The following is a 25,251-nucleotide window of genomic DNA, read 5'->3' on the forward strand; positions in this document are numbered from 1 at the left end:
CCTTTCACGCTTTCAGCCTTCGCTGCGCCATAGTACCGGCCAACTGTCAGTGCCCACTTCGGCACACCGGTCCATCCGCGCCAACCTGACCAGGCGCATGCGCATGCCGTCGTAGCGCCAGCTTTCCTCGGCCCCACAACTGCCGGGATAGTCGTCCTTGGCATAGCTGTGGAGCTCGCCTTTTTTGGGGTAGAACTCGATGGCATCGCGCATCCGGCTGATCAGCACCGGGCTGGACGGTGCCTCGAACTCAAGCGGCCCAAGGGTGTAAGGCGCCTTACGCGACACCTTGTACAACGCGTAGAGGCAATGGAAGTCGTTGCAGTTGTAGCTGAGCAACGCCAGGGCGTGCTGGCCGTCCAGGGCATGCAGCTCAAGCTTGGGAGCGACATCGTATTCGTTCTTCAACTGGTCTTCGGCGGCCGCCTTGGCCATCACTACCGGGTTGATGCCCGCCAGTTCCTGCTCGCTAAGCGGCGTGGGTGCCACAAAGGCCGGCCCCTTGGGCTTGGCCGGGATGGGCAGCTGGGTGTCGGCGACGCTGTCACCGGGTCGCATCAGCGCGCTGTAGTGACCGACCCGGCCCTGCACCACATCCATCAGCAGCAAGACGGCGCTCAGGCCCTGCAGCGAACTCACGCGCTCCCCTGGCCGGGTGTCGTCCACCAGGCGCTGGCCGTTACGCAATTGCTGCAACACGGCGTAGGCATCGGCGCCCTCCAGTTCCAGGGTGGTCTCGGCGCCGCGGGTCATGCGCCAGGGGGCGACCAGCAGTTGGCCGTCGAGCAGGGGTTCGCCCGACCAATCGGTGCTGCCCACCAGGGTCAGGTGCAGGTTGCCCCAGGCGCCCGCCTCGCGCTGCACCAGCATGCCCACCCGCATCTTCTCCGGATGATCGGCCAGCACCGCGGTGCAGAAACGCGTGTTGTCGCAGCCCACCACCCAGTCCTTGATCTCCCGGTACACCGGTACCGGCTCTGGCTCCGCCGCGCCGACCAGGCCCGGTAGCAACGCCAGCCCCAGGGCCAGCCAGTTCCTTGTTGTAGCGCGCATCGTGCTGCATTCCTGTCTTAGCCGTGAAAGCCCCACTCCAGAGGCGGCGCAATGATTCCACAGATCAAATGCCAGGTGCGGAAAATCGGCAGTGGTGATTGCGCCATGGGATCTGGCAGTATCGGTGGCGTCCTGTTAAGAGCCTGCGCCATGTCCGCTACCGTCAGCCCGCTGTTGCTTGCCTTGCGCGAGGGTACCCGCGCCTGCCACGAAGGGCTGGAGGCTCGCCTGCCGTTCTTCAGCGAAGGTTTCGACCGGGCGGCCTATGCGCGCCTGCTCGGGGCCTACCATGGCTTCCACGCGCCGCTGGATACCTTGCTGGCCGAGTACCAGGGCACCGAACGCAACAAGACACCCGCCTTGTCACGCGACCTGGGCGCCCTGGCCATCGATGTCGAATCGCTGCCCTTGTGCCACACCCTGCCTCGTATCGACGACGAAGCCTGCGCACTCGGCGTGATGTATGTACTGGAAGGCTCCACCCTGGGCGGCCAGGTGCTCAAGCGGGCCATGGCTGAACGCCTGGGGATCGACGCCGACAACGGCGGTGCGTTTCTCGACGTCTACGGCCCGCAGACCGGCGTACGCTGGCGCAGCTTCCTCGGTCGCCTGGCTGGCGCCGATCCGGAGCCTGCCGCCCAGGCCCGGACGGTAAAGGCTGCGGTCGAGACCTTCACCTGCTTCGAACGATGGCTCGAAGAGCGACGCGTGCTGGTCTGTTGATCCCGCGCGCTGGGGCCCTCACTTGCGGCACTTGTTCAACAGCGATGTCACCGCAGGCGTCATGCTGATCGCCGCTGCGCACAAACCACCGCATAACACCGCGAAGCCGAGCGCCCGCAACGGGTGCAAGGTATTGAAGAACGCCAGCACCAACAGCACCAGCAACAGCGCCAAGCCGTAGCGGATTGCCGCCCTTGAAATGACCACCATCAGCAGGTTGAAGAGCACGAAGGCGTAGAACACCATCATCGTCGCCAAGCCGGCGCTGACGCCTCGCGCCATGGGCGGGCCAACATGCTGCCGATAGAAATCGAAGCCCTGGCTCAAGAGGAAGGGAAACGCCACACAGGCCAATGCGTGCAGCAGGAAACGGGAAAGCAACGGCAACATTCGTCCTTGATCCTGGAGCCGGCCGCAGGGCCGTGAGTGAGGAAAGCGGATGCTAATGGCCTGAATGGACGCCAGCAAGCCGCAGCATTGGCTGGCAACCCCTCGTGACCGAAGCCGCAGAGTCCCGGAGCAAGACCGGTTTGTCCCAGCTGAAGTTCGCCGAGCTGCTCGGCGTCTGCGTACGTACATTGCAAGAATGGGGAACCACGCCGGCGCACGCCTTCGGGAGCTGCACATACGCTACTGCATATCGCATCTGTACGGCCGGATGTGTTTCATGAAATCCTGCAGGATCGCCCCACATAGCAAGGGCGCTGGACAGCCTGATAGCGAGCCCCGACATGAACGTCATTGCCTGTGATCTGCACCACCTGGACGCCGCCGCGGACCTCTTCAACCAGTACCGGATGTTCTACCAGGAAGCGGATGACCTCCCCGCTTCCCGCGCATTCCTAAAGACCAACCTGGAGACCGGCAACTCGCGCATCTACCTGCTGCTGGACACCGACGGCCAGGCCATCGCCTTTGCCCAGCTGTACCCGGCGACCTGCTCGCTGGCGATGAAGCGCTTCTACTGGCTGTATGACCTGTTCGTTGCTCCGCACGCCCGCAGGGGCGGCCATGCCCGCTTCCTGATGCAGCAACTGACCGATATTTTCCAGGCCGAGGGCGCGCAGCGGTTGAGCCTGGACACCGCCCGGACCAACCTCGCCGCCCAGGCGCTGTATGAATCGCTGGGGTATGTAGCCGAGCAGGATTTCGTGACCTATCACAAGATGCTCGATCACTGACGGGCAGGTGCAGGGTCGGGCCGCACAGGGGGCCCTCGCTGCCATCGACTATCCTCGCTCTATCCCGTCCAGCACCGCCGACGCCAAGGCCAGCCCTTTTTCCAGGGAGTTCTCCGTCGCCACCAGCAGGCTGCGCAGTGGTTCGCTGGCTTTCTCCAGGGCCATGGCATTGGTTTCGTAGGCCGCCTGCAAGGCCGCTACCGCGCACACCAGCGCATCCTCGCCATCAATACCAGCATGCACCGAGAACATCGGTGGATGGGCGTCGTGGCAGGTGCCAAAATGGGCGTGGGCCGTGGTGGGGCGGGAGGTTCGAGGGGTCGTATCGAGGGTCATGGGCGAACCTCCCGGGGCAAGATGTGGGGTGGGTCGGGCACGATTTTCAGCATGGTTCAGCACTCCTGTACCGTCATGGGAAAACTGCCTGAATCCGCTTGCACTCGAATAGGTGGCAGCTATACGCAGGTGTGCAAGACCGAGGGTACAGGAACTCGGCAGGCCCTAGGGCCTCCCACGCATAGCCGCCATTGGAGGGCCAGAATCGCAGACTACCGGCAAGGCCCAAAAGCGCTTTCGCGTTGTACCTGTACGGGCTTGCACACCCGGTCGTTGAATCAGCAACGACAGGGCGAGACTAAGGAATGCGACTGGCCAGAACAACAGCTGAAAGGCCGTAAAAGCATGCTTGGGAAACGTCCTACGTGAAATAGGGAAAGTCTTAGTAATCCGCTTGAAACAACTGTCTTGGCCTCATCGCGGGGCAAGCCCGCTCCCACGTTTCTCCCGCTATCTGCCCAGTTATTTGCCCTGAAAGTCAGGACAATTTCTTATTTTTCTGTACACGAAATATCTACTAAAGGTTTATATTCCGCCCGCCGAAACAGAAAAGGTAGCAAGTGGCCACCACTTCATCGAAGCGGCCATGTACACCCTTCACTCTCACGGATGGGCGTCACCATGAAAATAAAAAACAAACTGATCCTGGCCTTCGTACTGGTGGCCTTCATCCCAGTGGCGTTGGTTGGCGGGATCTCGGTGCTGAACATCCGCAGCGAGGCGGTCGACCAGTTCCTCGACGGCAGCACCCGGGAAATCCGCCAGATCGACGGCAACATGCGCCAGTTCTTCGATGGCACGCTGCAGAACGTCGATCAAATGGCCAAGGATCCTGTATACACCTCGGTCACCTCGCTCAAGGACTACACCGGCGCCGACGCCGCCAACCAGCCGATGCCCGAGGCCGCGCAGCAGGTGATCGACGCCTTCGCCCGCTACGGCACCACCCACCCGGCGGCGGCGATCCTGTCCATCGGCCTCGAGGACGGCAGCTACGCCAAATGGCCGGACGACCCGCAACTGGCCAAGTACGACCCACGCACCCGCCCCTGGTACAAGGCCGCCATGGCCAGCCCGGACAAGACCGTGCGCACCACCGCTTACTACTACGACAAGGACGATGTAGCCCTGGTCGGCACCGCCCGGGCGCTGCTCGATGAGGCCGGCAAGGCCAAGGGCGTGTTCGTGGTCAGCGTGTCGCTGAAGAACCTCACCGAGCTGGTCAAGAGCATCAAGCTGGGCGACAGCGGCTACGTGATGCTGATCGAGGACGGCACCGTGCTGGTCGACCCGCGCAACGCCAGCCACGGTTTCAAGCAGCTCAAGGAGCTCGGCGCGCCCTACGCGCAACTGGCCGCCACCACCCAGGGTTCCACCGAGGTGGTGATCGACGGCGTGCGCTACATGGCCAACGTATGGACCTCACCGGGCCTGGGCTGGCGCTTCGTCGGCCTGATCGAATACGACGAGGTAATGGCCGCGGCGACGCGCATGACCTATGTCACTGCGCTGATCGTGATAGTGCTGGCTCTGGTCTTCGCCCTGGTCGCCGCGGCGTTCTCGCGGGTGATCGTCAAGCCGATCGGCCAGGTCAGCATCGGCCTGCAATCGATCGCCGAGGGCGAAGGCGACCTGCGCCGCGACCTGCAGGTCCAGGGCAAGGACGAAACCGCCGAGCTGGCCGGCTGGTTCAACAAGTTCCTCGCCGCCATCCGCCAGCTGATCCAGCGCATCGGCGCAGCCTCGACCAACCTGCACGAGGCATCGCGCAGCAACAGCGAGATGGCCGGCAACATGAACGAGGCCGCCGGGCGCCAGCGCGAGGCGGTGGAGCTGGTGTCCACCGCGTTCAACGAGATGGTCGCCACCGCCAACGAAGTGGCGCGCTCATGCAGCAGCGCCGCCGACGCCGCCGAGCATGGCCATCGCCGGGTGGCCGAGGGCAAGCAGCAGATCGAGGCGACCACCGACAACGTCAATCGCCTCGGCCGGCGCCTGAGCGAGTCGTCCCAGGCCATGGTCGAGCTGGAAGAAGGCAGCCGCAGCATCAACCAGATCCTCGGCACCATCCGCGCCATCGCCGAGCAGACCAACCTGCTCGCGCTCAACGCCGCCATCGAGGCGGCCCGGGCCGGCGACCAGGGCCGTGGTTTTGCCGTGGTGGCGGACGAGGTGCGGGCGCTGGCCAAGCGCACCGCCGACTCCACCGGCGAGATCGACCAGTTGCTCAACACCCTCGGCGGCAAGACCCAGGAGGTCTCGCAAAAGATGGAAAGCTGCCTGGACCTGTCGCGCGCCAGCGTGTCGTCGATCGAGAGCGCGCGGGACAGCTTCGAGGGCATCCAGCTCTCGGTGAACGAGATCCGCGACCAGAACCTGCAGATCTCCGCCGCAGCCGAGGAGCAGCACAGCGTGGCCGAGGAGATCAACCGGCATATCCAGCAGATCTACGACGAGGCACGGCTGGTGGAGGGGCTGGCCAGTTCCGCCCAGGCTGACTCCGGCAGGCTGGCGCAGTTGTCGGATGAGTTGAATGGGCTGGTGGGGCGGTTCAAGTCGTGACTTTTGGCTTGAGCCTGTACGCGGGCCCTGTAGGAGCGGCCTTGTGTCGCGAAAGGGCTGCGTAGCAGCCCCAGGATTTCAGCGTTGATGCAAAGATTGCCGGGGCCGCTTTGCGGCCCTTTCCGACCGGTCCGACGCCTCGGCAAGGCCGCTCCACAGAACTTGCGCATGGCTCGACTACAGTGAACTCGACGCCATCCTCGAGAGCACCATGCCCAACCAATGAATACGGTTTGTATTCAGGCGCCCTCTACGCATCAACGCAGGGCGTTCACTGTTCGCTAACTTTCAATCTTAACCGTTAAGCGAAAAGTGCACCGAAACGTGTACAGATTTATTTTCCCTACTCTAATTTCGACCTACCCTGCCTGACAGCTAGATCCCTACGCTCCAGGAACCGAATGTAAATCAGCTCGCGGAAATCGGACTTCACTTGATTGCCGACAAACCCAGGGATTGGTGAAAAATACGCTCCAGCGCCGAAGATCATAGGGTGGCAGACTGAATTCGATCTCGCTCGCGGCCAACTCGGAGAAGTCCCGCTCGGCCCTGCACAGCTCCTCGTCATCATGAATACCGAGCCGATTGCGCAAAACCGAGGTGCCGGCATAGCAATATGCATCCTGCCCGCCCCCGTATTTATCCAACGTCAGCTCTGCTTACGGTATTTACGCAGCAGTTCCTCCCGGGTGGGAAGCTCTCGCTCAGCCGCGTCCGGCGACACGGTGAACCTCTCTAGCCGCAGGCTGGCCACATAGTTAGAGCGACGTGTCTTGGCACAGTAAGCCTTCTTGGTTTCCAGGCTGATCCCTTACACCTTTAACACACCTTGATGGGTGAACACATCGCGATTATAGCGGATCGAAAGAAGCATCGTGCTACGTATAGACGCTAGGCAGGCACCTCCGTCGCAGGCTGCTGCTCCAGCAACGACCATCCCCCCTGCCCGTCCACCTCCAGCCGATGAGAGTGGAATCCCGCCAGGGTGCTGCGATGCCCGACACTGACCAGCAGCGTCGCCGGCAGCTCCGCGCGCAGCAGCGAATACAGCGCATGCTCCAGCCCTTCATCCATCGCCGAGGTGGACTCGTCGAGGAATACCACCTGCGGCCGGTTGAACAGCACCCGGGAAAACGCCAGTCGCTGCTGTTCGCCCAGCGACAGGATCCGCGACCAGTCGCGCTGCTCGTCCAGCCGTTCGGCCAGATGGGCGAGGTTGACCTGGCGCAGGGCCTGCTGCATGCGCGCATCGTCCCCGGGCGCACCCTGTGCCGGGTAGGCGATGGCGGTGCGCAAGTCGCCCAGCGGCAGGTACGGGCGCTGCGAGAGGAACAGTGCCTGCGTCCCCAACGGCCGCCTGACCTCACCCTCGGCATAAGGCCACAGGCCCGCCAGGGCACGCAGCAAGGTGGTCTTGCCGCTGCCCGATGGTCCTTTGATCAGCAGCGCCTGGCCGCTGTGCAAATTCAGGTCGAGATCGGCGATCAGCGCGTGGCCGTCGGGGCGACGCACCTGCAAGCCCTGGATCCCCAAGGCGTGGTCCTGATCCACGCTAACTACGCGCGGCAACTCACTGGCCTGCTGGTTGGCATCGAGGAAACCGGTCAGACGGTCGAGGGTGGCGCGGTACTGGGCGAAGGTGTCGTAGGACTCACGGAAGAACGACAGCGAATCCTGCACCTGGCCAAACGCCTGGGCGGTCTGCATCACATCACCGAGCTTGATCGCGCCGCTGAAGAAGCGCGGCGCCTGGAGGATGAACGGAAACACCACCGCCACCTGGCTGACGCCCAGGTTGAAGCCGCTGAACTTGAGGTTCCGGAACACCAGCGCCCAAGCGTTGCCGATCAACGCGAAGAAGCGCCCGAGCAAGGTGCCCCGCTCCACCTGCGCGCCCTGGTAGAAGGCAATGTTCTCGGCGTTCTCACGCAGGCGCATCAAGGCGTAACGGAAGTTGGCGGTGAGTTTCTCGTTAAGGAAGTTCAGGCGGATCAGCGGCTGGCCGAGGCGAAAAGCAATCCAGGTGGCGATCAGCACATAGACATACACGGCGAACACCATCGCCCGGGGGACTTCGATGCCGGCCACCGCCAGCGGCGCCGACAGGCCCCAGAGGATGCCGGTGAAGGCCACCAGCGACACCAGCGCGCTCACCGCCCCCAGCGCCAGCGACACGGAGCCGCTGACGAAGGCGTTCACATCCAGTTCGATACGCTGGTCGGGGTTGTCCACCGGCTCGGCGAGGAACTGCCCACGGTAGTAGGCATCGCCGTGCATCCAGTCGGCGGTCAGGCGCTCGGTGAGCCACACCCGCCAGCGGATGTTGAACGCCTGGGTGACGTAGAAGGCGAACAACGAGCGCAGCACATGAATGGTCGCCAGCACCGCGAACACCCCGAGCAGGTACCAGAACGCGGTCTGGTCCAGTGCCTGCAAGGCGCTGTAGAAGCCGTTGTACCAGAACGAGAACAGCACGTTCAGGCGCACCGCGAACAGCGTCAGGACCAGCAGCAGGGCGAAGGCCAGCAACGGTCGCCAACTGCGGCGCAAGCTGAAATAGGGTCCGGCCAGTTGCCAGAACTGAGCCCCCCAACGGGTGTAGCGCACCGCCAGCAAGGCGGTAATGGTGAAGCAGACAAGGGTGACCAACGAGGCGATTGCCAGCCAGCTCAGGCTCTCTTGCAGGGCCTGGTGCCAGTTCATGTCCATGGTGAGATTCCGTGACGGTGTTTTCGCGAGCGTAGCACCGGCCCAGGATTAACCTTGTAAGAATGAAGGACATTTCATCTTGAATCTGTACCGTCCCTTCGCTGGCAAGCCGGCGAAGGGGCGGTACAGGCAGCACTCGGAACGCCTAGCCCAATGCTTCCCTTACCTTCGGGTCCAACCCCTCCCCTGCATGGGCCTCGCTCCACGCCTGCAACTGCCGGCGCATGCCCGGCGTCCAGAAGCTCTGCAGGTGCTGCCTCACCCCCTGCACCGCCTTGGTGTGATCCGGTTCGCTGTCGAAGTAATGGGCGATCTGGTTGGCCATCTTCACCAGGTTGTCGCTGCTCATCGACGCACCTCCGCCGTTTCCGCTTGCCGGCGCTCCTTGAGCAAGCGCCGCTGCTCGTCACTGAAGCGCTGGTAGCGCTTCTGCCACTCCGACGGCTCGAACACCTTGGCCACCTCCACCGCAGTGACCTTGTATTCCGGGCAATTGGTAGCCCAGTCGGAGTTGTCGGTGGTGATCACGTTGGCGCCGGACTCAGGGAAGTGGAAGGTGGTGTACACCACCCCCGGCGCCACCCGGCCGCTGACCCGGGCACGCAGCACGCTCTGCCCGGAGCGGCTGCCGATACCTACCCAGTCGCCGTCGCTGATACCCCGACTCTCGGCATCGCTGGGGTGGATCTCCAGGCGATCCTCGTCATGCCAGGCGACGTTTTCGGTGCGCCGGGTCTGCGCGCCGACGTTGTACTGGCTGAGGATGCGCCCGGTGGTCAGCAGCAGCGGGTAGCGGCCGTTGACCTTCTCGTCCGTGGGCACATAGCCGGTGAGCATGAAGCGCCCCTTGCCGCGCACGAACTGGTCGATGTGCATGGTCGGCGTGCCGTCGGGCGCGGCGTCGTTGCAGGGCCATTGCAGGCTGCCGTGACGGTCGAGCTCGGCATAGCTGACCCGGCGGAAGGTCGGGGTCAAGCGGGCGATCTCGTCCATGATCTCGGAGGGGTGCCGGTAGTGCATGGGGTAACCCAAGGCACCGGCCAAGGCCACGGTGGCCTCCCAGTCGGCCTTGCCGGCCAGCGGCTCCATCACCTTGCGCACCCGTGAGATGCGCCGCTCGGCATTGGTGAAGGTGCCGTCCTTCTCCAGGAACGAGCTGCCCGGCAGGAACACATGGGCGAACTTGGCGGTCTCGTTGAGGAAGATGTCCTGCACCACCACGCACTCCATCGCCAGCAACGCGGCGGTGACGTGCTGGGTGTTGGGATCGCTCTGGGCGATGTCCTCGCCCTGGCAGTACAGCGCCTTGAAGCTGCCGTCCAGCGCGGCCTCGAACATGTTGGGAATACGCAGCCCCGGATCAGGCTGCAAGGTCACGCCCCAGGCCCGCTCGAACTCGGCGCGCACGCTCTCGTTGGAGATATGCCGGTAGCCGGGCAGCTCGTGGGGGAACGAGCCCATGTCGCACGAGCCCTGCACGTTGTTCTGCCCGCGCAGCGGGTTGACCCCCACCCCTTCGCGGCCGATGTTGCCGGTGGCCATGGCCAGGTTGGCGATGCCCATCACCGCGGTGCTGCCCTGGCTGTGCTCGGTCACACCCAGGCCGTAGTAGATCGCCGCGTTGCCGCCGGTGGCATATAGCCGCGCGGCGGCGCGGATCTGCTCGGCGGGCACGCCGCACACCGGGCCGAGCACTTCGGGGGCGTTGTCGGGCTGGGCGACAAAATCGCGCCAGCGGGCGAAGTCCTCGGGCTCGCAACGGGCGTCGACGAACCGCTGGGCCAGCAGGCCCTCTGTGACGATCACATGGGCCAGGGCGTTGAGCATGGCCACGTTGGTGCCCGGACGCAGTTGCAGGTGCAGCTCGGCGCGGGCATGGGGCGAATCGACCAGGTCGATGCGCCGCGGGTCGATGACGATCAACCGCGCGCCCTGGCGCAGCCGGCGCTTGAGCTGCGAACCGAACACCGGATGGGCGTCGGTGGGGTTGGCGCCGATCACCAGCACCACGTCGGCCTGCATCACCGAGTCGAAGCTCTGGGTACCGGCGGACTCGCCCAGGGTCTGCTTGAGGCCATAGCCGGTCGGCGAATGGCAGACTCGCGCACAGGTGTCGACGTTGTTGTTGCCGAAGGCCGTGCGCACCAGCTTCTGCACCAGGTACGCCTCTTCGTTGGTGCAGCGACTGGAGGTGATGCCACCGATGGAATCGCGCCCGTACTTGAGCTGGATCCGCCGGAACTCGCTGGCGGCATAGGTGACCGCTTCGTCCCAGCTGACCTCCTGCCACGGGTCTTCCAGGCGCTTGCGGATCATCGGCTTGGTGATGCGGTCCGGGTGCGTCGCGTAGCCCCAGGCAAAACGCCCCTTGACGCAGGCATGGCCATGGTTGGCACCGCCGTTCTTGTCCGGGACCATGCGCACCAGTTGCTCGCCCTTCATCTCGGCGCGGAACGAGCAACCCACGCCACAGTAGGCGCAGGTGGTGATCACCGCCCGCTCGGGCTGGCCGAGCTGGACCAGGCTTTTCTCGCTCAGGGTGGCGGTCGGGCAGGCCTGCACGCAGACGCCGCAGGACACGCATTCGGAACTGAGGAAATCATCGCCACCGGCCGCCGCCACCCGCGAATCAAAGCCACGCCCGGTGATGGTCAGGGCGAAGGTGCCCTGGATCTCCTCGCAGGCGCGCACGCAGCGGTTGCAGACAATGCACTTGCTCGGCTCGTAGTCGAAGTACGGGTTGGACACGTCCTTCTGTTCGCTCAGGTGATTGGCGCCGTCGTAGCCGTAGCGCACCTCGCGCAGGCCAACCTGGCCAGCGACGCTCTGCAGCTCGCAGTTGCCGTTGGCCGAGCAGGTCAGGCAGTCCAGCGGATGGTCGGAGATGTACAGCTCCATCACGTTGCGCCGCAGGTCGGCCAGGCGCGGTGTCTGGGTGCGCACCACCATGCCCTCGCTGACCGGCGTGGTGCACGAGGCCGGGTAGCCGCGCATGCCGTCGATCTCGACCATGCACATACGGCACGAGCCGAAGGCCTCGAGGCTGTCGGTGGCGCACAGCTTGGGAATGCTGGTGCCAAGCATGGCGGCGGCGCGCATCACCGAGGTGCCGGCGGGCACGCTGATCGAACGGCCATCGATGACCAGGCTGACCTGCACCTCGCTGATCCGTTCCGGGGTGCCCAGGTCTATGTCGTTGCGGGGATCGAAGTAGTTGATCATTGCGCGGCCTCCAGGCCGAAATCGGCGGGGAAGTGCTTGAGGGCGCTGACCACGGGGTACGGGGTCATCCCGCCCATGGCGCACAGCGAGCCGTACTGCATCGTGTCGCACAGGTCGCGCAGCAGGCCGGCCTGGCTGGCGCGGTAGGCCTGATCGGTACTGGCGATCAGGCGGTCGACCACCTCCACGCCGCGGGTCGAACCGATCCGGCACGGCGTGCACTTGCCGCAGGATTCCTCGGCGCAGAACTGCAGGGCGAAACGGGCCATGCCCGCCATGTTCAGGGTGTCGTCGGCCAGCACCACGCCACCGTGGCCGAGCATCGCGCCCAGGGCGGCGAAGGCCTCGTAGTCCAGCGGGGTGTCGAACTGCGCGGGCGGTACCCAGGCGCCCAGCGGGCCGCCGACCTGCGCCGCCTTGATCGGCCGACCACTGGCGGTGCCGCCGCCGTAGCCTTCCACCAGCTCGCGCAGGGTCAGGCCGAAGGCGCGTTCCACCAAGCCGCCATGGCGGACGTTGCCGGCCAGCTGGAACGGCAAGGTGCCCGTCGAGCGGCCCATGCCGAAATCGCGGTAGAACGCCGCGCCCCTGGCCAGGATGATCGGCACCGAGGCCAGGGTGAGCACGTTGTGCACCAGCGTCGGCTGGCCGAACAGGCCTTCGAGCGCCGGCAGCGGCGGCTTGGCCCGGACGATGCCACGCTTGCCCTCAAGGGATTCGAGCAGCGCGGTTTCCTCACCGCAGATGTACGCGCCCGCCCCCACCCGCACCTGCAGGTCGAAGGCCACGCCGTTGCCGGCGACATCCAGGTACCCGGCCTCGCGGGCCAGCAGGATGGCTTCGTTCAAGGTCCGCACGGCATCCGGGTATTCCGAGCGTACATAGATGTAGCCCTTGCTCGCCCCCACGGCGAGGCCGGCGATGATCATGCCCTCGATCAGCAGGAACGGATCGCCCTCCATCAGCATGCGGTCGGCGAAGGTGCCGGAGTCGCCTTCGTCGGCATTGCACACCACGTACTTCTGCCCGGCCGGCGCCTGGCGCACGGTGCGCCACTTGATGCCCGCCGGAAACGCCGCGCCACCCCTGCCGCGCAGCCCGGAGTCGAGCATCGCGGCGACCACTTCATCGCCGTCCAGCAGCGTGGCCTGGCGCAGGCCTTCGAAGCCGCCGTTGGCGTGATAGTCGTCCAGCGACAGCGGCCGGGTGATGCCGGCGCGGGCGAACAGCAGGCGCTGCTGGGACTTCAGGTAGGGAATCGCTTCGACCGGCCCCAACGCCAAGGCATGGCTGCCGGGATCGCCTGCCAGGGCGTCGAGCAACCCGGGCACATCCTCAGGGGTGACCGGCCCGAAGCCCACGCGGCCTTGGGCGGTGTCCAGCTCCACCAGCGGCTCCAGCCAGTACAGGCCACGGGAGCTGGTGCGCTTGATATGCAGTGGCAGGCGCCGCTGCGTGGCTTCGCGGGTCAACGCCTCGGCCACCTCGTCGGCACCGACGGCGCGGGCCAGCGAATCGCAGGAGATGCACAGGTTCAGCATGCCTTCACCTCCTCGCGGCAAGCGTCCACCAGCGCTCGCAGGCGTTCGGGGGTGACGCGGGCGTACAGCCGGCCATCAAGCTCCAGGGCCGGCGAGCAGGCGCAGGCACCCAGGCAATACACCGGGCGCAGGTCGAGCGCGCCGTCCTCGGTGCGACCGAGATCATCCAGCCCGAGCTGCTCGCGCAACTGCGCGGCCAGCGCCTCGGCGCCACGGCTCTGGCAGGATTCGGCGCGACACAGGCGCAGGGTATGGCGGGCCGCCGGTGTGGTGCGAAAATCGTGGTAGAAGCTGATCACCCCGCGCACCTCGGCCTGGCTGAGGTTGAGCGCGTGGGCGATCTCGGCGACGGCGCTGTCGGGGATGTAGCCGGCGCCGGCCTGGATGGCGTGGAGGATCGGCAACAGGGCGCCGGCGGTATCCTGCTCACGGGCCAGGACGCGTTGGATCAGGGGCAGGTGGTTCAAGTCATCAGGCATACAGCAGACCTCGGCATCCCGGGGCAGCCCGTTGGCGGGCGGCGGTCCGGCGGTGTTCAGCTGTGGTGCGCGGGCCAGCTCACGGTGGCGGCAGGCCGGGCACCTTCCTTGTCCATGGCCGGGCGTCTAGCTGCGCTCGGTCCACGGGCATCTTCAGAGCATGGCAGTTATTGCACGAGGGGGTTGTGCGCGGGCGACCCGGCGCGTCCTGAAACCGACCACCGGAGGTGCCATCATGAGTCAGTTGCTTGCTCGTGTAGGAGCGGCCTTGTGTCGCGAAAGGGCTGCGCAGCAGCCCCGGGATTTCAGCGTTGACGCAAAGATTGCCGGGGCCGCTTTGCGGCCCTTTCGCGACACAAGGCCGCTCCTACAAGGAGAGCGCAGGCGGTCAGTCCAGTACTACATGGGGCAGGAAACGCGAGCTGTCCTTGGTGATCAGCGTGTCGTCTTCACGAATGCCGATCCCCGAGGCCAGGTCACCGATCACCCAGGAGCCGATCAGGGTGTAGCTGTCGCCGAACTTGGGCAACGGCGCAAAGCCCTGCAGGATGTACGGCGCATCGTCGTAGGGCCCGTCCTCGAACACCCGCTGGTCGTCGGCGGTGCGGATATCCACGTTGGCGCCCTCGCGGGAGAAGTACGGCTTGCGTACCCAGCCCTTGGGCACCGGGCGTCGCGGGTCTTGGTCGAGAAACGCCGGCAGCAGGTTCGGGTGCCCTTCGTGCCATTCCCACAGCAGCGGCAGGATGCCCTTGTTGGAGATCAGCGCCTTCCACGCCGGTTCCACGAACTGGGTACCGCAGCCGGCGATGGCCTGGCCGAAGTCCTCGTGGAAGATATGCTCCCAGGCGTGCAGCTTGAACAGGCGCGGGATCGGCCGGCCTTCGAGGTCGACGAAGCGCCCTTCGCCGTTCAGGCCGATGTCCTCCAAGTCGATATGCCGGGTGCTGATACCCACGTGCCCGGCCATCTTGCGCAGAAAATCCGTGGTGCCACGGTCTTCGACGGAACCGGCGATGGCCGAGAAGTAGAACGGGCTTTCGCGCTCGAAGGCGCCGAAGGCCCGCACCAGGTCCTCGGCCAGGGTATTGAACTGGCTGGCATGGGCCGGCAGCACGCCGCGCTCGATCTGCTGCTCCAGCCAGATCAGCTGGAACGCCGCCGCCTCGTACAGCGAGGTCGGCGTGTCGTAGTTGGCCTCGATCAACTTGGCCGGGCCCTGGCCGTCGTAGCTGAAGTCGAAGCGCCCGTAAAGGTGCGGATGCCCCTCTTTCCACGAACGGCGCACCAGGTCGAAGAACGCCGGCGGAATCGCCAGGCGGGTCATCAACGCCTCGCTGTCGACGATGCGCTCGACCGCATCCAGGCACATGGCATGCAGCTCTTGCGTGGGCGCCTCCAGGTCACGGCTGACCTGGGCCTCGCTGAACTGGTAGTAGCCGCGCTCGTCCCAGTAGCGCTCGCCGTCGATGGTGTGGAAGGCGAAACCTTCACGTTCGGCGGTGGCGCGCCAGTCCGGGCGTTCGTCGATGCTGATCTTGCGCATGCTCAACCGCCGAAGCTGAAGCCGCCGCTGCTCTTGCCGCCCCAGCCGCTGCGCGCAGTGGCCTGGCTGCCGAAGCCGCCGCGGGAGATCGACGAGGACACACTGGAGCGGGTCGAGGTGCTGGATTTGTAGCTGCGCCCGCTCGAGCTGCCGGAGTAGTAGCTGGAATAGCTGCCGCCGCTCTGCTGGGCCTGGTCGGAGCGCTCGAAGCGCTTGCCCTGGTCGATCTGCTGGCCGAGCGTGGTGCTGCGGTATCCGCCGCTGCTGTCACGGTACTGGTAGACCGGCTGCGAGTAGTACTGGCGATTGCCGCCGCTGAGCACTTGGCCGAGCAACAGGCCGGTAAGCAGGCCGTTGAAGTTGCTGCCGCCGCTACTGGCCTGGCCGCTGTTCTCGACCTGGGCGCGGGCCGCGTCGACCTGGGACTGGCTGACCTCGCCCGACACCGCCAGCTCGAAGCCGCCGAGGCGCGGCATGTAGCGGTTGTCACTGGTGACCTGGCAGTAGTCCGGCACGAAGTCGGCCTCGCAGGCGGCCTTGTCGCCATAGGTCGGGGCGATGCGGCGGTGGTCGGCCAACGCCTGCATGTAGGCGTCGGAACACACGTCCACCGGCATCTTGTCATCGACGCAGGCCTGGACCGTGGTGTAGTTGCTGCGCTTGCTGACCGTGTAGGTCTCCTCGGGCGCGCTGCACGCGGTAAGCGCCAGCGGCAGGGAGCTGGCCAGCACCAGCTTGACGGAACTTCGTCTCATGTAGGGCTCCTTGCGCGCAAACGGCTCAGACCGACGGGGTCATGCAGGCCGAGTTGAGGAAGCCCACGCTGATCGCCACGGCGGCGGCGTAGATCGCGGCGGCCATCTCGCCCTTGGCGATACGGCTGGCCAGGCCCTTGAGCACCAGGCTGGTGATGCCGAAGGCCAGCAGTTGCACCACCGCGGCGATCACCACCCAGACCACGAAATCGAGCAGGCTGACACTGTAGGCGATGATGTTGCTGGCCGGCAGCGAGAAGCCGATCAGCGCGCCGCCCAGGGCGATGGCCGCGGCGCTGTTGTTGTCGCGGATCAGGGCGAACTCGCGGTGCGGGGTGAGGTGCGTGTAGATGAACTGGAATACCCAGAACAGCACCAGCGCCACGCTGATGTAGAGGATGAAGCCGATCACTGCCTGGGCGTTGAGCGACATGCGAAGAGCGTCGAGCATGGTGAATCCTTGTCAGATGACGTTGAAGTCCGTTGATTGCAGGGTGACACCCACCGAAGTGGTCAGGCTGACATTGCCTTGTTCGTCCTCCTCCACCGACAGCAGGAGGAACTCGCGGCGATCGGTCAGGCCGGTCTCGCGGGCATACAGCATGGACAGGTGCTGGATGCGGTAGCTGGTCTCGGGGCTGGTGACACGTTCGCTGATCGGCGTCAGCTCGGTCTGCCCCTCTTCGCTGCCCCACTGGCGGACGAACTCATAGCCTTCGTGCTCGTAGTACGGCAGGCCGATGGTCGACTCGGGGCCCACCAGGCGTTTGAGTTCGGCGTCACTGTTGATCGGCAGCACGCTGTAGTAGCCGAACAGGATGATATCGCGCACGTCCTCGGCAGACGTGCCGTTCATCACCACCTGCAGCCAGTAGTCTTCGTCTTCCATGTAGAAGCGCGCCAGGCGCACCGACTGGCCAAGGTCGACCTCGCCGACGGCCCAGACCACTTCCTGCTCGGGGACTTCCAGTTCAGAGTGACCGTCGAGCAGCAGCTTGAGCGAGGGGTCGAGCTTGAGCATGCGCCCGCTGCCCAGGCCAAACGGCAGGTTGCCTTGGGCCTGGCTGCCGGCGGCAGGTTTGGGGGCTTCGAAGCCCATGAAGCGTTTCAACCAACCCACGGGGCATCTCCTGGGTGAGAGGGTGACGGAACCGGAGCCAATGCAGGTGCTGAAGCGAACAGGCAGGGCCTGTGGGGAGAAGGCGACATTGAAGATCCCTTGGGTCGCGGCAGTCCTTTGGCGGGGGCGACACGATACTGCTTTTCGTGCGCGCCGCCAACGGGTCTGGCATCGGGTGTTGCGCCGGCCCCGTGATAGGGCCGGCCCACTCAACGGATCACTCCGCCGGCTTCGCCGCCTTGGCCTTCAAGCGCGCCAGCACATCATCGGCGCCGCTGTTGCTGGCGCCGATCCCGGCCGCCTTCAGGCGTGCCTCCAGGTCGCTGCCATCGGCCTTGCCGGCCAGCTCCGCCGCCGCTTCCAGCTCGGCCGCGCGTTCGCTCTGGCGCTTCTTGATGCGGTCCAGCGAGCCGACCGCCGTCTCCAGGCTGCCATTGGCGCCGCCGGTGGCCGACGCCGCGCTCACCTGGGCGCGCTGCACGCTCTCGCGGGCCTTGACCAGGTCCACCTGCTGCTTGAGGCCCTTGATCTGCGCCTCGGTCTTGCTCACGGTGGCGGTCAGGGTCGCCACCGACGCACCGAACTGGTCGGCCAGCGCCTGCTCGGAATCGCGCTGGTTGGTCAGGTCGGCGATGCGCGCCGCGCACTCGTGGGCAAGCCCTTCCTCGCCCTTGTCCAGGGCGGCGATGGCCTTCTGCTCCCAGTCACCGATGGTCTTGTCGAACTCGGTGATGCGCTGCTGCGCGGTCTTGTGCTTGGCCATGATCTTGACCAGCTGGTTGCGCGCATCGATCAGGTTGTTGTCCGCGTCGCGGATCTCCTGGTCGAGGATACGAAGGGCCTGGGAGTCGACGATCGCCTCACCGACTTCCGAAGCGCCGCCACGCAGGGCGGTGACGATCTTTTTCAACAGGCTCATGGGGCAATCTCCGGAATCAGTGGGTGAAGTAGTCTTCAAAGTCTTCGGCGGCGGTGATGACGTTGTCGGCCAGGGTGTGGATCTCCTGGACGATGTTGTCCAGCGACGAGGCCGCGCTCAAGGCGCCGAACATGGTGTACACCGACTCGCCCGAGGGCAGCCTGTGCAGGCCGATGGACGACAGCGGGAACACGTCGCGGGTGCGCAGCACCGCATCGTTGAAGGCGGCCGCGTCCTTCACCTGGCTGGCTTCGACCAGCAGCGTGTCGACCAGGATCTGCTCGCCGGCCACGGCGATGTACAGCGGCAAGCCGTCCAGCTCGTGCATCACCAGCTTCAGGCTGGGTTCGGCGCCCTGTTGCAGGGACAGGCCGATCGCCCCGCCACGCACATCCTCCAGGCCCTGGAGGGCGCCGTGCAGCGATTCGATCGTCCAATGGTTGTGCTCGGTCATGAAATCCTCCGTTCTGACCTGTTTGCCCGCGAGGGGCTGACGTAAAGCCTTCTCGATACCGCGCAAGGCGGCGGCATGCTCTGGCAGGATCCACAGCTCACGCTTGACCAGGCCGGCGGCCTTGAGCCGGGCACGCATGTCGCGCATGTAGTCGGTGGAGCTTTTCTTGCCTGCCATCGAGGGGTGTCCTTGTCTCACATGTGAGGTACGTTACGCCTGGATTGTGACGTTCGCAAGTCTCACATGTGAGCCACGATGCGCCCGCTACCCGGCCACCCGCACCAACCGCTGCAACACCTCGATCACCTGCGGATCGCGCACTTCGAGCACGTCCATCCGGATCCGCGCAATCACCGCCTTGAGCAGCTCGGTCTGGCTCATCCGGGTCTGCTGCAGCAGTGCCAGAAAGTCTTCGGCCATGTGCGGATTGACCTTCATCGACAAGCGCCGGGTGGCCCCCGATGCCTGCAACCCACGCTGACGCCGCTGCGCCTCCAGGGCCGTCACGAAGGCCTCGTGGCCGGGCTGCAATCCCATGCCCTGGCGCGCCTGCACCAGCCACTGGAAGTAATGGGCCAGGAACAGCTTGCGCAGGTGCGCGCCCGCCTCGCTGCACACGGCCTGCATCGCCGCATCCAGCACATCGAGATAGACCGCCGGCAGCCGCGCCTCGATGGACTTGAGCTGCTGCTTGCGCGCCTCGCGGATCGCCGGGGTGGACTGCGGCGGGATGGCCACCACCGTGTCGCAGCCATCGCACACGCCCACCAGGATGTCCCGCGCAATGCCCTGGCCATCGCTGAAGGGCACATCACGCCGGATGTAATGCATGCCGACGAGCGCCTGGCAGTGCTCGCACAGGGCCTGGCCGGTATCGCCTTCGAACAGGATCTTCATGGTCGGAATACTCACTGGTGAACGCTGATGAACCACGTCTGGGGTTCGATGAAATAGAACTTGATGTACCAACCGCAGCGCTTGAGCACATGGACCTCGATGGCCGGCACGGCATGATGCGGACTGCTGCTGTAGTGGCTACCGTCGCAGGAATGGATGATGTCGATGACTTCACCTGCGCCGACCTCGCCAATGGCCAGCAGGTTCTTGACCTCGATATCGCCCCTTGAAACATGCAGATAATTGCCGGATTCGAGTGCGGCGACTACCGCGCTCCTGACTGCCCTGAAACCCTTTGGCATGATCCTTCCCTGTCATTACGAAAATCATCGTACAAAACCTCGACAGAATCCACCCTTGCAGTTGATTCAGCCGACCGGCGGCGCTGCTGTTGCTCCGGGATGCGGAAAACGCCTGGGTAAGCACTATGGCTTGCCAGGGAAAGGCGTGTCGGTTGAGGGTGTAACAGGTACTTTCAGGAAGGAGATGGTTCCCACGCATGGGAACCATCGGACGCCACAACGCTAGAACGCGTAGACCAACGTCGCCGTGGCACTGCGCGGTGTGCCATACCAGCCACGTGCGCCGATCGCCGAGTAGTACTTCTCGTCCAGCACGTTGTTGAGGTTCAGCGAAACGCTGGTCTGCGGCGTGATCGCGTACTGCGCCATCAGGTCGACCACGCTGTAGCCGTCCTGGGTGAACGTCTCGCCATGGGGCCCCGCTTTCTTCTTGTACTCCATGCCCTGCCAGCGCACGCCGCCGCCGACTTTCAGCTGCGGCAGGGACTGCAGTTGATAGCTGGTGAACAGCTTGAAGGTGTCGCGGGGTACTTCGGTGAGCAGGCGCTTGCCATCGGCGTCCTCGGCCTGGGCATAGGTGTAGCTGGCAGAGACTTGCCAGTCGGGCAGGATCTGCCCGGCCGCCTCCATCTCGAAACCACGGGTCTTGGTGCCGGACTCGGCGCGGTAGGCCTGGTCGCCGTTCGGCGCCAGCTTGTCGCCGTCGGCCACGGCCAGGTTGTCCTGCTGCACTTCGAAGACACTGAAGGCAGTGGTCAGGCGCTTGTCCCAGAACTCGCTCTTGATACCCAGTTCGTAGTTCACCCCCTCCAGCGGTTCGATATAGCCACCACTGGCATCCTGCCTGCTCTGCGGCTTGAAGATGGCGGTGTAGCTGGCGTAGGCCGACCAGTTCTCGGCGAAGTCGTAGACCAGCCCCACGTAGGGCGTGACCACTCCGGTCTCGCTGCGCGAGGTGCGTGTGGTCGCGCCGGTCGACAGGGTCGTCCCGGTTTCATTGCGCTTCCAGTCGATCACCCGCGCACCGGTAATCAGCGACAGGTCATCGTTCAGGCTCCAGCGCACCGACGCCACCAGGCCGTCCTGGGTTTCGTCCAGCGCGTCTTGCGAATACTTGGTGTGGATGGCATCCGGGATCGCCAGCGAACCGTCCCAGGTATGGATGTTGTCGATCGGCTGGATCGTCCACAGCTGGTAGCCGGGGTTACGGTAGTAGGCCCGGTAGTGGCTGGCACCAAGGTACGCCTGGTGCTCACGGGACAGCAGCTCGAACGGGCCGGTGGCCGAGAGGTCGAACGACGTCTGCCGCGGCTCGCCCGCCCAACGGCCGGTCCAGGTGCTGATGCCGCTGCCATCGGGATTGACGGTGCCGCTGGCGGCGGTGGCGAAGGTGTCGTCGTAGCGGCGACGGCTGTGCTCGGCGTTCAGCTTCAGTTGCCAGCCGCTGTCCAACTGATGCTCCAGGGTGGTGAACAGGGTTTTCGTGCGGCGCTTGTGGTAGCTCCAGTCCGAGGCCGAGTTGAACGAACGCGACGGGTTGAAATGGCTGCCATCGGCGTTGTACATCGGGAAACCGTGGTTGCCCGCGCCATCGTTGTCCATCTCCTGGTATTCCGCGCCCACGGTCAGCATCGTGCTGTCGGTGACGTCCCATTCCACCACGCCGTAGGCCACCTGCCGCTCCAGCGACTGGCGGTCGACGTTGCTCTGGCTGTCGGTGGTCGAGGCCACGAAACGGCCACGCACATGGCCGCTTTCAGACAGCTTGCCGGACAGGTCCAGCTCGGTACGGTAGCTGTCCCACGAGCCAGCCTTGAGGGTCAGCTTGCGCTGGGTTTCGACGGTCGGCTTCTTGCGAATCAGATTGACGGTGGCACCGGGATCGCCGGTGCCCGACATCAGGCCGGTGGCACCGCGCACTACTTCCACGCGGTCGTAGGACACCATGTCGGCCAGGTCGTCGCGAAAGCCGAAGGTATCGGGGCGGTTGACGCCGTCGACCTGGATGCTGCCGACCTGGAAGCCCCGCACGTAGATATGGTTGGCGTCGCTACCGGCTGGCCCCATGCTGTCGACGACCACGCCCGGCGTCTGCTCGAGCACCTGGGTCACATCCGTGAGGTTCTGGTCCTCGATCTGCTGGCGGGTTACCACGCTGACGGACTGCGGCGTCTCCCGCGCCGACAGGCGCAGGCCGGTCGCGGTGTTAGCGGAGCCCGTGGTGTAGCTGCCGGTACCTTCGGTGGTGCTGCCCAGGCCCAACGCATCGATGCTGGTGGCGCCCAGCTCGACGGCGCCGTCGTTCTGTACCTTGCTCAGCACATAGCGCTTTTCGCCCACCTGCTGTACCCGCAATCCGGAGCCCTGCAGCAATGTGGCAAAACCTTGCTCCAGTTCGAAGCTGCCCTGCAGCCCCGATGAATGCAGCCCGGTTGTTTCGTCGTTGCTGAAGCTGATGGTCACGCCGCTGGCGGCGGCGAACTGGCTGATCGCAGCAGCCAGGCTGCCGGCCGGGATATCGTAGCGCTGCGCGGCCGCCCAGGCGGTCGAGGTGGCCAATGCGGCACCGCAAAGGCCAAGCGCAAGGGTCGCCTGGCGAATGCTGCAGGCTAGCGAGGTACGGCGTGCGGACATGAAAAGGGGTTCCTGTGCTGGTTGGCTTGGGCACGCTTGAAGCGCGCGCCCTGATGAGCCGAAGCAGCGCGAAAAATCTGCTACCCCAAATGCGAAAAATTCTCGAATGTTGAGGAAGGATGAGCAATCACCCACGAAAAAATTTCAGAAGGGTGTGTTCTACCTACCCCATCCCAAGTGGCTCCAGGCGCACCCAATAGCGCGTCACGCGCCTTGCCCGAACCGGCAACGCGTCTTCCAGACTGGCCAACGCGACATCGGTATCATCAAGATTGAACGCCCCCGACAGGCGCAATCCGGCAACCTCCTGCGCGCACCCCAGATAACCAGGTCGATAGCGCGCCAGTTCACGCACCACATCGCCCAAGCACCAATCGACGCTGACCAGCATGCCCTGTGCCCAGGCTTGGGCGCCGGCAGCCAGGGGACGCAGCGGCCCGAGGCTGTCGGCGGCGAAGCTCAGCCCATACCCGGCATCGATACGCACCACTCGCGACGTTTGCCCTGGCCGCACCTCCACGGCATGGGCGGCGACCGCCACATGGCTCATCCCGGCGTCCTGGCGCACGCTGAATCGGGTGCCGAGGGCAAGGATCACGCCTTCAGCGGTGCGTACGCTGAGCGGACGCGGGTCCTTGGCGGTTTCCACCAGGATCTCGCCCTGACGCAGGTGGATCAGCCGCTGGCCAGCGTCGAAGCGGATATCGACGCGGCTGTTGGTATTGAGGTCCAGGCGCGTGCCATCGGCCAGGGTCACTCGGCGCCGCTCGCCGGTCCGGGTCGAGTAGTCGGCGTTCCATGGCGAGCTCCGGTAACCCTGCCAACCCACCACACCGGCCCCCAGCAACAGCGCCAGGGCCTTCACGGCATGGCGCCGATCCCGTCGGGCGATTTCCAGGGTCTGCGCGGCGCCGCTGGGGGCGTTGCCCAGGCGGCCTTGCAGCGCCTCCAGCCGCGCCCAGGCGGCGGCATGGCGAGGGTCGGCGGCGCGCCAGGCTTGCCAGGAGGCGCGGGTGGCGGCGTCGACGTTGCTGTCGTGCAAGCGCACGTACCAGTCCACGGCCTCGGCAAGAATGGCCTTCATGCACCCTCGACCAGCAGGCAGTGCATCAGCCCGCGCGCCAGATGCTTGCGCACGGTGCTCACCGAAACGCCGAGGCGTTCGGCAGTCTTTTCGTAGCTCAATCCGTCCAATTGCACGGCGAGAAAGATCGCCCTCGTGCGCGGACCGAGGCCGTCGAGCATCCGGTCGATGGCCATCAGGGTATCGAGGATGACGGCGTGGGTCTCGGCGGAAGGTGCGTAGTGCTCCGGCTGCAGCGCCAGCGCTTCGAGATAGGCGGTTTCCAGGCTCCGGCGGCGATAGAGGTCGATGACCAGGCCACGGGCGATGGTGGCCAGGTAATGACGTGGCTGGTTGAGGGTGCCGGCGGTGCGCGCCAGCAGCACGCGGATGAAAGTGTCCTGGGCCAGGTCGGCGGCATCGGCGGAGCTGTTCAGGCGTTGGCGCAGCCAGCCGTGGAGCCAGGTGCTGTGCTCGCGGTAGAGCGTTTCCAGGCCGCAGTGGACAGTGCCGGCGGGAACAACGGTGGACATCTCGCCCTCCCCCAAAAAGATTACCAGGTGCAAATAAGAATTTGTCGCAAGTGTACTCAGTGAGGGCAGGATTGGGAATGGTGGCAGGTACGCTCACATTGCTGGATAGCCGTTCATGAACGGATCGATTGCCTGCATCAGCTGCGCAACAATTGATCCGCCCATGATGGATCGTCGTCAGTTGTGAAATGACTGCGCCAGAAACTCGGTGATCTGCAACGCAATCTGCTGCTGGATCAGCGCCCGTGGCCGAGCGTTATCGCCATCCCGGCATATGACGCCATTCCCATAAGCCAGTTGCTTTCAATCGGCTCACGCAGGATCGCCACTCAGAACAGCCCGCCCAAGGTAAATGTCCCACCTACCCCAGCCTGCAACCCCGCGTTCACGCCGCCTGTGAGGATCACACCCTTGGCCGAGCGCAGCAGGCGCTCGGTGGTGTCTTGCGGAAGGAGCAGTTGGCCCACCGGAATCACCGTGGCCGCAGTCATGGCCAGCAGCTTGGTGTCCAGACCGAACAGCATGCCCGAGAAGCTGGCGCCGCCTATCAGCCCCAGCCCCCCTTCGATGAACACGCAAGCACCCTTGAAGTCCTCGCGGTTCAGGCCGCGCGCCGCGATCGAGTCTGCTACCAGCACTTTGCCCCTGGCATAGAAGTCTTCAGTCGCGCCTGCCGCCCCGACGCTCTTGCCCCGCACCTGCAAGTTGACCTTGCCGTACCGTGGCAGGCGGGCACCGGCACCAGCGCCGACGCCGGCCGAGCCATAGCGATACTGATGCAGGGCACCGGTGGGATCTTTCAAGGTCAGCATGCCACCACTGGCCGCTGCGAACATCACCGTCAATCCGCCACTGCTGGCAGTCTCGTACTCCCAGTCGCTGGTACTTAGGGTCAATGGGAATTGCAGTCGCATCAGAATCTCCTTGTATGGGGCCGCGCCGGGTAGCGGCGGCAAGTCCATGCGACCCGCTGATGGCCGCTCCCTGGGATCGGCACGATGACTGGCTGAGGCACCAGCAGGCTTGCGCCACACGCTTCTATGCGTGCAATGCTGGAAAGTCCGGACAGGAAAGCGCAGCCGGTCCTTGACCAGCCAGCGGAGAAACAGAGCAGATTGCTCTGGGCGAGCGATAGCGTCCTGGCCATGACAAGTCCCTTGCATCGTCCGTGACATGCCGGGCCATTGCAACGAACCTCTGGGGTAGTGTCAACCCTGTCGAA

At 65.0% G+C, this 25,251-nt stretch carries 24 protein-coding genes and 1 pseudogene; 4 read left to right on the forward strand and 21 right to left on the reverse strand.

Annotated features, from left to right (window positions below; all coding sequences use genetic code 11):
- Positions 1-12 precede the first annotated feature (12 nt).
- Positions 13-1,053: a DUF1176 domain-containing protein gene (locus AC25M7_RS16005; RefSeq protein WP_486971255.1), complete on the reverse strand. Its 1,041-nt coding sequence runs from the start codon at positions 1,051-1,053 to the stop codon at positions 13-15.
- Between the two features lie 150 nt (positions 1,054-1,203).
- Between AC25M7_RS16005 and AC25M7_RS16010 the strand changes: the two genes are divergently transcribed.
- A complete protein-coding gene (locus AC25M7_RS16010) occupies positions 1,204-1,776 on the forward strand; it encodes a biliverdin-producing heme oxygenase (RefSeq protein WP_486971256.1) in 573 nt (190 codons plus the stop codon).
- A gap of 18 nt (positions 1,777-1,794) precedes the next feature.
- Here the strand turns inward: AC25M7_RS16010 and AC25M7_RS16015 are convergent, their stop codons facing one another.
- Positions 1,795-2,166: a hypothetical protein gene (locus AC25M7_RS16015; protein ID WP_062359530.1), complete on the reverse strand. Its 372-nt coding sequence runs from the start codon at positions 2,164-2,166 to the stop codon at positions 1,795-1,797.
- A gap of 104 nt (positions 2,167-2,270) precedes the next feature.
- Between AC25M7_RS16015 and AC25M7_RS16020 the strand changes: the two are divergent.
- Together AC25M7_RS16020 and AC25M7_RS16025 are read left to right on the forward strand one after the other, a co-directional pair.
- A pseudogene (locus AC25M7_RS16020) lies at positions 2,271-2,472 on the forward strand (helix-turn-helix domain-containing protein); the annotation flags it as partial.
- A 35-nt stretch (positions 2,473-2,507) separates the two neighbouring features.
- On the forward strand, positions 2,508-2,957 hold the full coding sequence (locus tag AC25M7_RS16025) for a GNAT family N-acetyltransferase (RefSeq protein ID WP_088852056.1): 450 nt from the start codon (positions 2,508-2,510) through the stop codon (positions 2,955-2,957).
- A gap of 48 nt (positions 2,958-3,005) precedes the next feature.
- On the opposite strand, the gene AC25M7_RS16030 is transcribed toward AC25M7_RS16025, so the two are convergent.
- Positions 3,006-3,293 carry a hypothetical protein gene (locus tag AC25M7_RS16030; protein ID WP_036986696.1) on the reverse strand — a complete coding sequence of 96 codons (288 nt, stop codon included), beginning with the start codon at positions 3,291-3,293 and terminating at the stop codon, positions 3,006-3,008.
- 621 nt (positions 3,294-3,914) lie between these two features.
- Between AC25M7_RS16030 and AC25M7_RS16035 the strand changes: the two genes are divergently transcribed.
- The gene (locus AC25M7_RS16035; protein WP_088852605.1) at positions 3,915-5,855 is read left to right on the forward strand and encodes a methyl-accepting chemotaxis protein; all 1,941 of its coding nucleotides are present in this window, start codon (positions 3,915-3,917) and stop codon (positions 5,853-5,855) included.
- A gap of 649 nt (positions 5,856-6,504) precedes the next feature.
- On the opposite strand, the gene AC25M7_RS16040 is transcribed toward AC25M7_RS16035, so the two are convergent.
- The 18 genes from AC25M7_RS16040 to AC25M7_RS16125 form a co-directional block, all read right to left on the reverse strand.
- Positions 6,505-6,663, reverse strand: coding sequence for a YhfG family protein (locus AC25M7_RS16040; protein ID WP_486971284.1), 159 nt, complete (start codon positions 6,661-6,663; stop codon positions 6,505-6,507).
- An 83-nt stretch (positions 6,664-6,746) separates the two neighbouring features.
- Positions 6,747-8,564 carry an ABC transporter ATP-binding protein/permease gene (locus AC25M7_RS16045; protein WP_486971257.1) on the reverse strand — a complete coding sequence of 606 codons (1,818 nt, stop codon included), beginning with the start codon at positions 8,562-8,564 and terminating at the stop codon, positions 6,747-6,749.
- 145 nt (positions 8,565-8,709) lie between these two features.
- A complete protein-coding gene (locus AC25M7_RS16050; RefSeq protein WP_028692692.1) occupies positions 8,710-8,913 on the reverse strand; it encodes a formate dehydrogenase subunit delta in 204 nt (67 codons plus the stop codon).
- Positions 8,910-11,786 (reverse strand): formate dehydrogenase subunit alpha, encoded by a 2,877-nt coding sequence (gene fdhF, locus AC25M7_RS16055; RefSeq protein ID WP_486971258.1) that lies wholly within the window; start codon positions 11,784-11,786, stop codon positions 8,910-8,912. Before fdhF ends, AC25M7_RS16050 begins: the two co-directional genes overlap by 4 nt.
- Positions 11,783-13,327, reverse strand: a complete 1,545-nt coding sequence (locus AC25M7_RS16060; RefSeq protein WP_435768218.1) for a formate dehydrogenase beta subunit — start codon at positions 13,325-13,327, stop codon at positions 11,783-11,785. The genes fdhF and AC25M7_RS16060 overlap by 4 nt, the downstream gene beginning before the upstream one ends.
- Positions 13,321-13,806: a formate dehydrogenase subunit gamma gene (locus tag AC25M7_RS16065; RefSeq protein ID WP_062574581.1), complete on the reverse strand. Its 486-nt coding sequence runs from the start codon at positions 13,804-13,806 to the stop codon at positions 13,321-13,323. Before AC25M7_RS16065 ends, AC25M7_RS16060 begins: the two co-directional genes overlap by 7 nt.
- Positions 13,807-14,194: 388 nt before the next feature.
- Positions 14,195-15,352, reverse strand: a complete 1,158-nt coding sequence (locus tag AC25M7_RS16070) for a glutathionylspermidine synthase family protein (RefSeq protein WP_062574582.1) — start codon at positions 15,350-15,352, stop codon at positions 14,195-14,197.
- Positions 15,353-15,354: 2 nt separating this feature from the next.
- Positions 15,355-16,107, reverse strand: a complete 753-nt coding sequence (locus tag AC25M7_RS16075; RefSeq protein ID WP_062359546.1) for a DUF1190 domain-containing protein — start codon at positions 16,105-16,107, stop codon at positions 15,355-15,357.
- Between the two features lie 25 nt (positions 16,108-16,132).
- Positions 16,133-16,558 carry a DUF350 domain-containing protein gene (locus AC25M7_RS16080; RefSeq protein WP_028692698.1) on the reverse strand — a complete coding sequence of 142 codons (426 nt, stop codon included), beginning with the start codon at positions 16,556-16,558 and terminating at the stop codon, positions 16,133-16,135.
- A 12-nt stretch (positions 16,559-16,570) separates the two neighbouring features.
- Positions 16,571-17,227, reverse strand: a complete 657-nt coding sequence (locus tag AC25M7_RS16085) for a DUF2491 family protein (RefSeq protein ID WP_028692699.1) — start codon at positions 17,225-17,227, stop codon at positions 16,571-16,573.
- 217 nt (positions 17,228-17,444) lie between these two features.
- Positions 17,445-18,146, reverse strand: coding sequence for a PspA/IM30 family protein (locus tag AC25M7_RS16090; RefSeq protein WP_028692700.1), 702 nt, complete (start codon positions 18,144-18,146; stop codon positions 17,445-17,447).
- Between the two features lie 16 nt (positions 18,147-18,162).
- Positions 18,163-18,777 (reverse strand): YjfI family protein, encoded by a 615-nt coding sequence (locus AC25M7_RS16095; protein WP_051555763.1) that lies wholly within the window; start codon positions 18,775-18,777, stop codon positions 18,163-18,165.
- A gap of 87 nt (positions 18,778-18,864) precedes the next feature.
- A complete protein-coding gene (locus tag AC25M7_RS16100) occupies positions 18,865-19,497 on the reverse strand; it encodes a hypothetical protein (RefSeq protein ID WP_028692702.1) in 633 nt (210 codons plus the stop codon).
- Between the two features lie 11 nt (positions 19,498-19,508).
- Complete coding sequence (locus AC25M7_RS16105; RefSeq protein ID WP_186600731.1) at positions 19,509-19,799, reverse strand: hypothetical protein; 291 nt, start codon at positions 19,797-19,799, stop codon at positions 19,509-19,511.
- 222 nt (positions 19,800-20,021) lie between these two features.
- Complete coding sequence (locus AC25M7_RS16110) at positions 20,022-22,433, reverse strand: TonB-dependent siderophore receptor (protein ID WP_486971259.1); 2,412 nt, start codon at positions 22,431-22,433, stop codon at positions 20,022-20,024.
- Between the two features lie 163 nt (positions 22,434-22,596).
- The gene (locus AC25M7_RS16115) at positions 22,597-23,517 is read right to left on the reverse strand and encodes a FecR domain-containing protein (RefSeq protein WP_486971260.1); all 921 of its coding nucleotides are present in this window, start codon (positions 23,515-23,517) and stop codon (positions 22,597-22,599) included.
- Positions 23,514-24,029, reverse strand: coding sequence for a sigma-70 family RNA polymerase sigma factor (locus tag AC25M7_RS16120; RefSeq protein ID WP_247283316.1), 516 nt, complete (start codon positions 24,027-24,029; stop codon positions 23,514-23,516). Before AC25M7_RS16120 ends, AC25M7_RS16115 begins: the two co-directional genes overlap by 4 nt.
- Positions 24,030-24,358: 329 nt before the next feature.
- Positions 24,359-24,943 carry a hypothetical protein gene (locus AC25M7_RS16125; protein ID WP_036986699.1) on the reverse strand — a complete coding sequence of 195 codons (585 nt, stop codon included), beginning with the start codon at positions 24,941-24,943 and terminating at the stop codon, positions 24,359-24,361.
- Positions 24,944-25,251: the final 308 nt, after the last annotated feature.

The sequence above is a fragment of the Pseudomonas sp. P106(2024) genome (assembly GCF_057480815.1).

Excerpts from the sequence above, each read along its gene's own strand:
- AC25M7_RS16110 (WP_486971259.1), bottom strand. The coding sequence starts at position 22,433 with ATGTCCGCACGCCGTACCTCGCTAGCCTGCAGCATTCGCCAGGCGACC.
- AC25M7_RS16030 (WP_036986696.1), bottom strand. The coding sequence starts at position 3,293 with ATGACCCTCGATACGACCCCTCGAACCTCCCGCCCCACCACGGCCCAC.
- AC25M7_RS16115 (WP_486971260.1), bottom strand. The coding sequence starts at position 23,517 with ATGAAGGCCATTCTTGCCGAGGCCGTGGACTGGTACGTGCGCTTGCAC.
- AC25M7_RS16070 (WP_062574582.1), bottom strand. The coding sequence starts at position 15,352 with ATGCGCAAGATCAGCATCGACGAACGCCCGGACTGGCGCGCCACCGCC.
- AC25M7_RS16025 (WP_088852056.1), top strand. The coding sequence starts at position 2,508 with ATGAACGTCATTGCCTGTGATCTGCACCACCTGGACGCCGCCGCGGAC.
- AC25M7_RS16080 (WP_028692698.1), bottom strand. The coding sequence starts at position 16,558 with ATGCTCGACGCTCTTCGCATGTCGCTCAACGCCCAGGCAGTGATCGGC.
- AC25M7_RS16125 (WP_036986699.1), bottom strand. The coding sequence starts at position 24,943 with ATGCGACTGCAATTCCCATTGACCCTAAGTACCAGCGACTGGGAGTAC.
- AC25M7_RS16095 (WP_051555763.1), bottom strand. The coding sequence starts at position 18,777 with ATGGCAGGCAAGAAAAGCTCCACCGACTACATGCGCGACATGCGTGCC.
- AC25M7_RS16010 (WP_486971256.1), top strand. The coding sequence starts at position 1,204 with ATGTCCGCTACCGTCAGCCCGCTGTTGCTTGCCTTGCGCGAGGGTACC.
- AC25M7_RS16120 (WP_247283316.1), bottom strand. The coding sequence starts at position 24,029 with ATGTCCACCGTTGTTCCCGCCGGCACTGTCCACTGCGGCCTGGAAACG.
- AC25M7_RS16015 (WP_062359530.1), bottom strand. The coding sequence starts at position 2,166 with ATGTTGCCGTTGCTTTCCCGTTTCCTGCTGCACGCATTGGCCTGTGTG.
- AC25M7_RS16035 (WP_088852605.1), top strand. The coding sequence starts at position 3,915 with ATGAAAATAAAAAACAAACTGATCCTGGCCTTCGTACTGGTGGCCTTC.
- fdhF (WP_486971258.1), bottom strand. The coding sequence starts at position 11,786 with ATGATCAACTACTTCGATCCCCGCAACGACATAGACCTGGGCACCCCG.
- AC25M7_RS16060 (WP_435768218.1), bottom strand. The coding sequence starts at position 13,327 with ATGCTGAACCTGTGCATCTCCTGCGATTCGCTGGCCCGCGCCGTCGGT.
- AC25M7_RS16045 (WP_486971257.1), bottom strand. The coding sequence starts at position 8,564 with ATGGACATGAACTGGCACCAGGCCCTGCAAGAGAGCCTGAGCTGGCTG.
- AC25M7_RS16005 (WP_486971255.1), bottom strand. The coding sequence starts at position 1,053 with ATGCGCGCTACAACAAGGAACTGGCTGGCCCTGGGGCTGGCGTTGCTA.
- AC25M7_RS16065 (WP_062574581.1), bottom strand. The coding sequence starts at position 13,806 with ATGCCTGATGACTTGAACCACCTGCCCCTGATCCAACGCGTCCTGGCC.
- AC25M7_RS16105 (WP_186600731.1), bottom strand. The coding sequence starts at position 19,799 with ATGCCAAAGGGTTTCAGGGCAGTCAGGAGCGCGGTAGTCGCCGCACTC.
- AC25M7_RS16075 (WP_062359546.1), bottom strand. The coding sequence starts at position 16,107 with ATGAGACGAAGTTCCGTCAAGCTGGTGCTGGCCAGCTCCCTGCCGCTG.
- AC25M7_RS16050 (WP_028692692.1), bottom strand. The coding sequence starts at position 8,913 with ATGAGCAGCGACAACCTGGTGAAGATGGCCAACCAGATCGCCCATTAC.
- AC25M7_RS16090 (WP_028692700.1), bottom strand. The coding sequence starts at position 18,146 with ATGAGCCTGTTGAAAAAGATCGTCACCGCCCTGCGTGGCGGCGCTTCG.
- AC25M7_RS16100 (WP_028692702.1), bottom strand. The coding sequence starts at position 19,497 with ATGAAGATCCTGTTCGAAGGCGATACCGGCCAGGCCCTGTGCGAGCAC.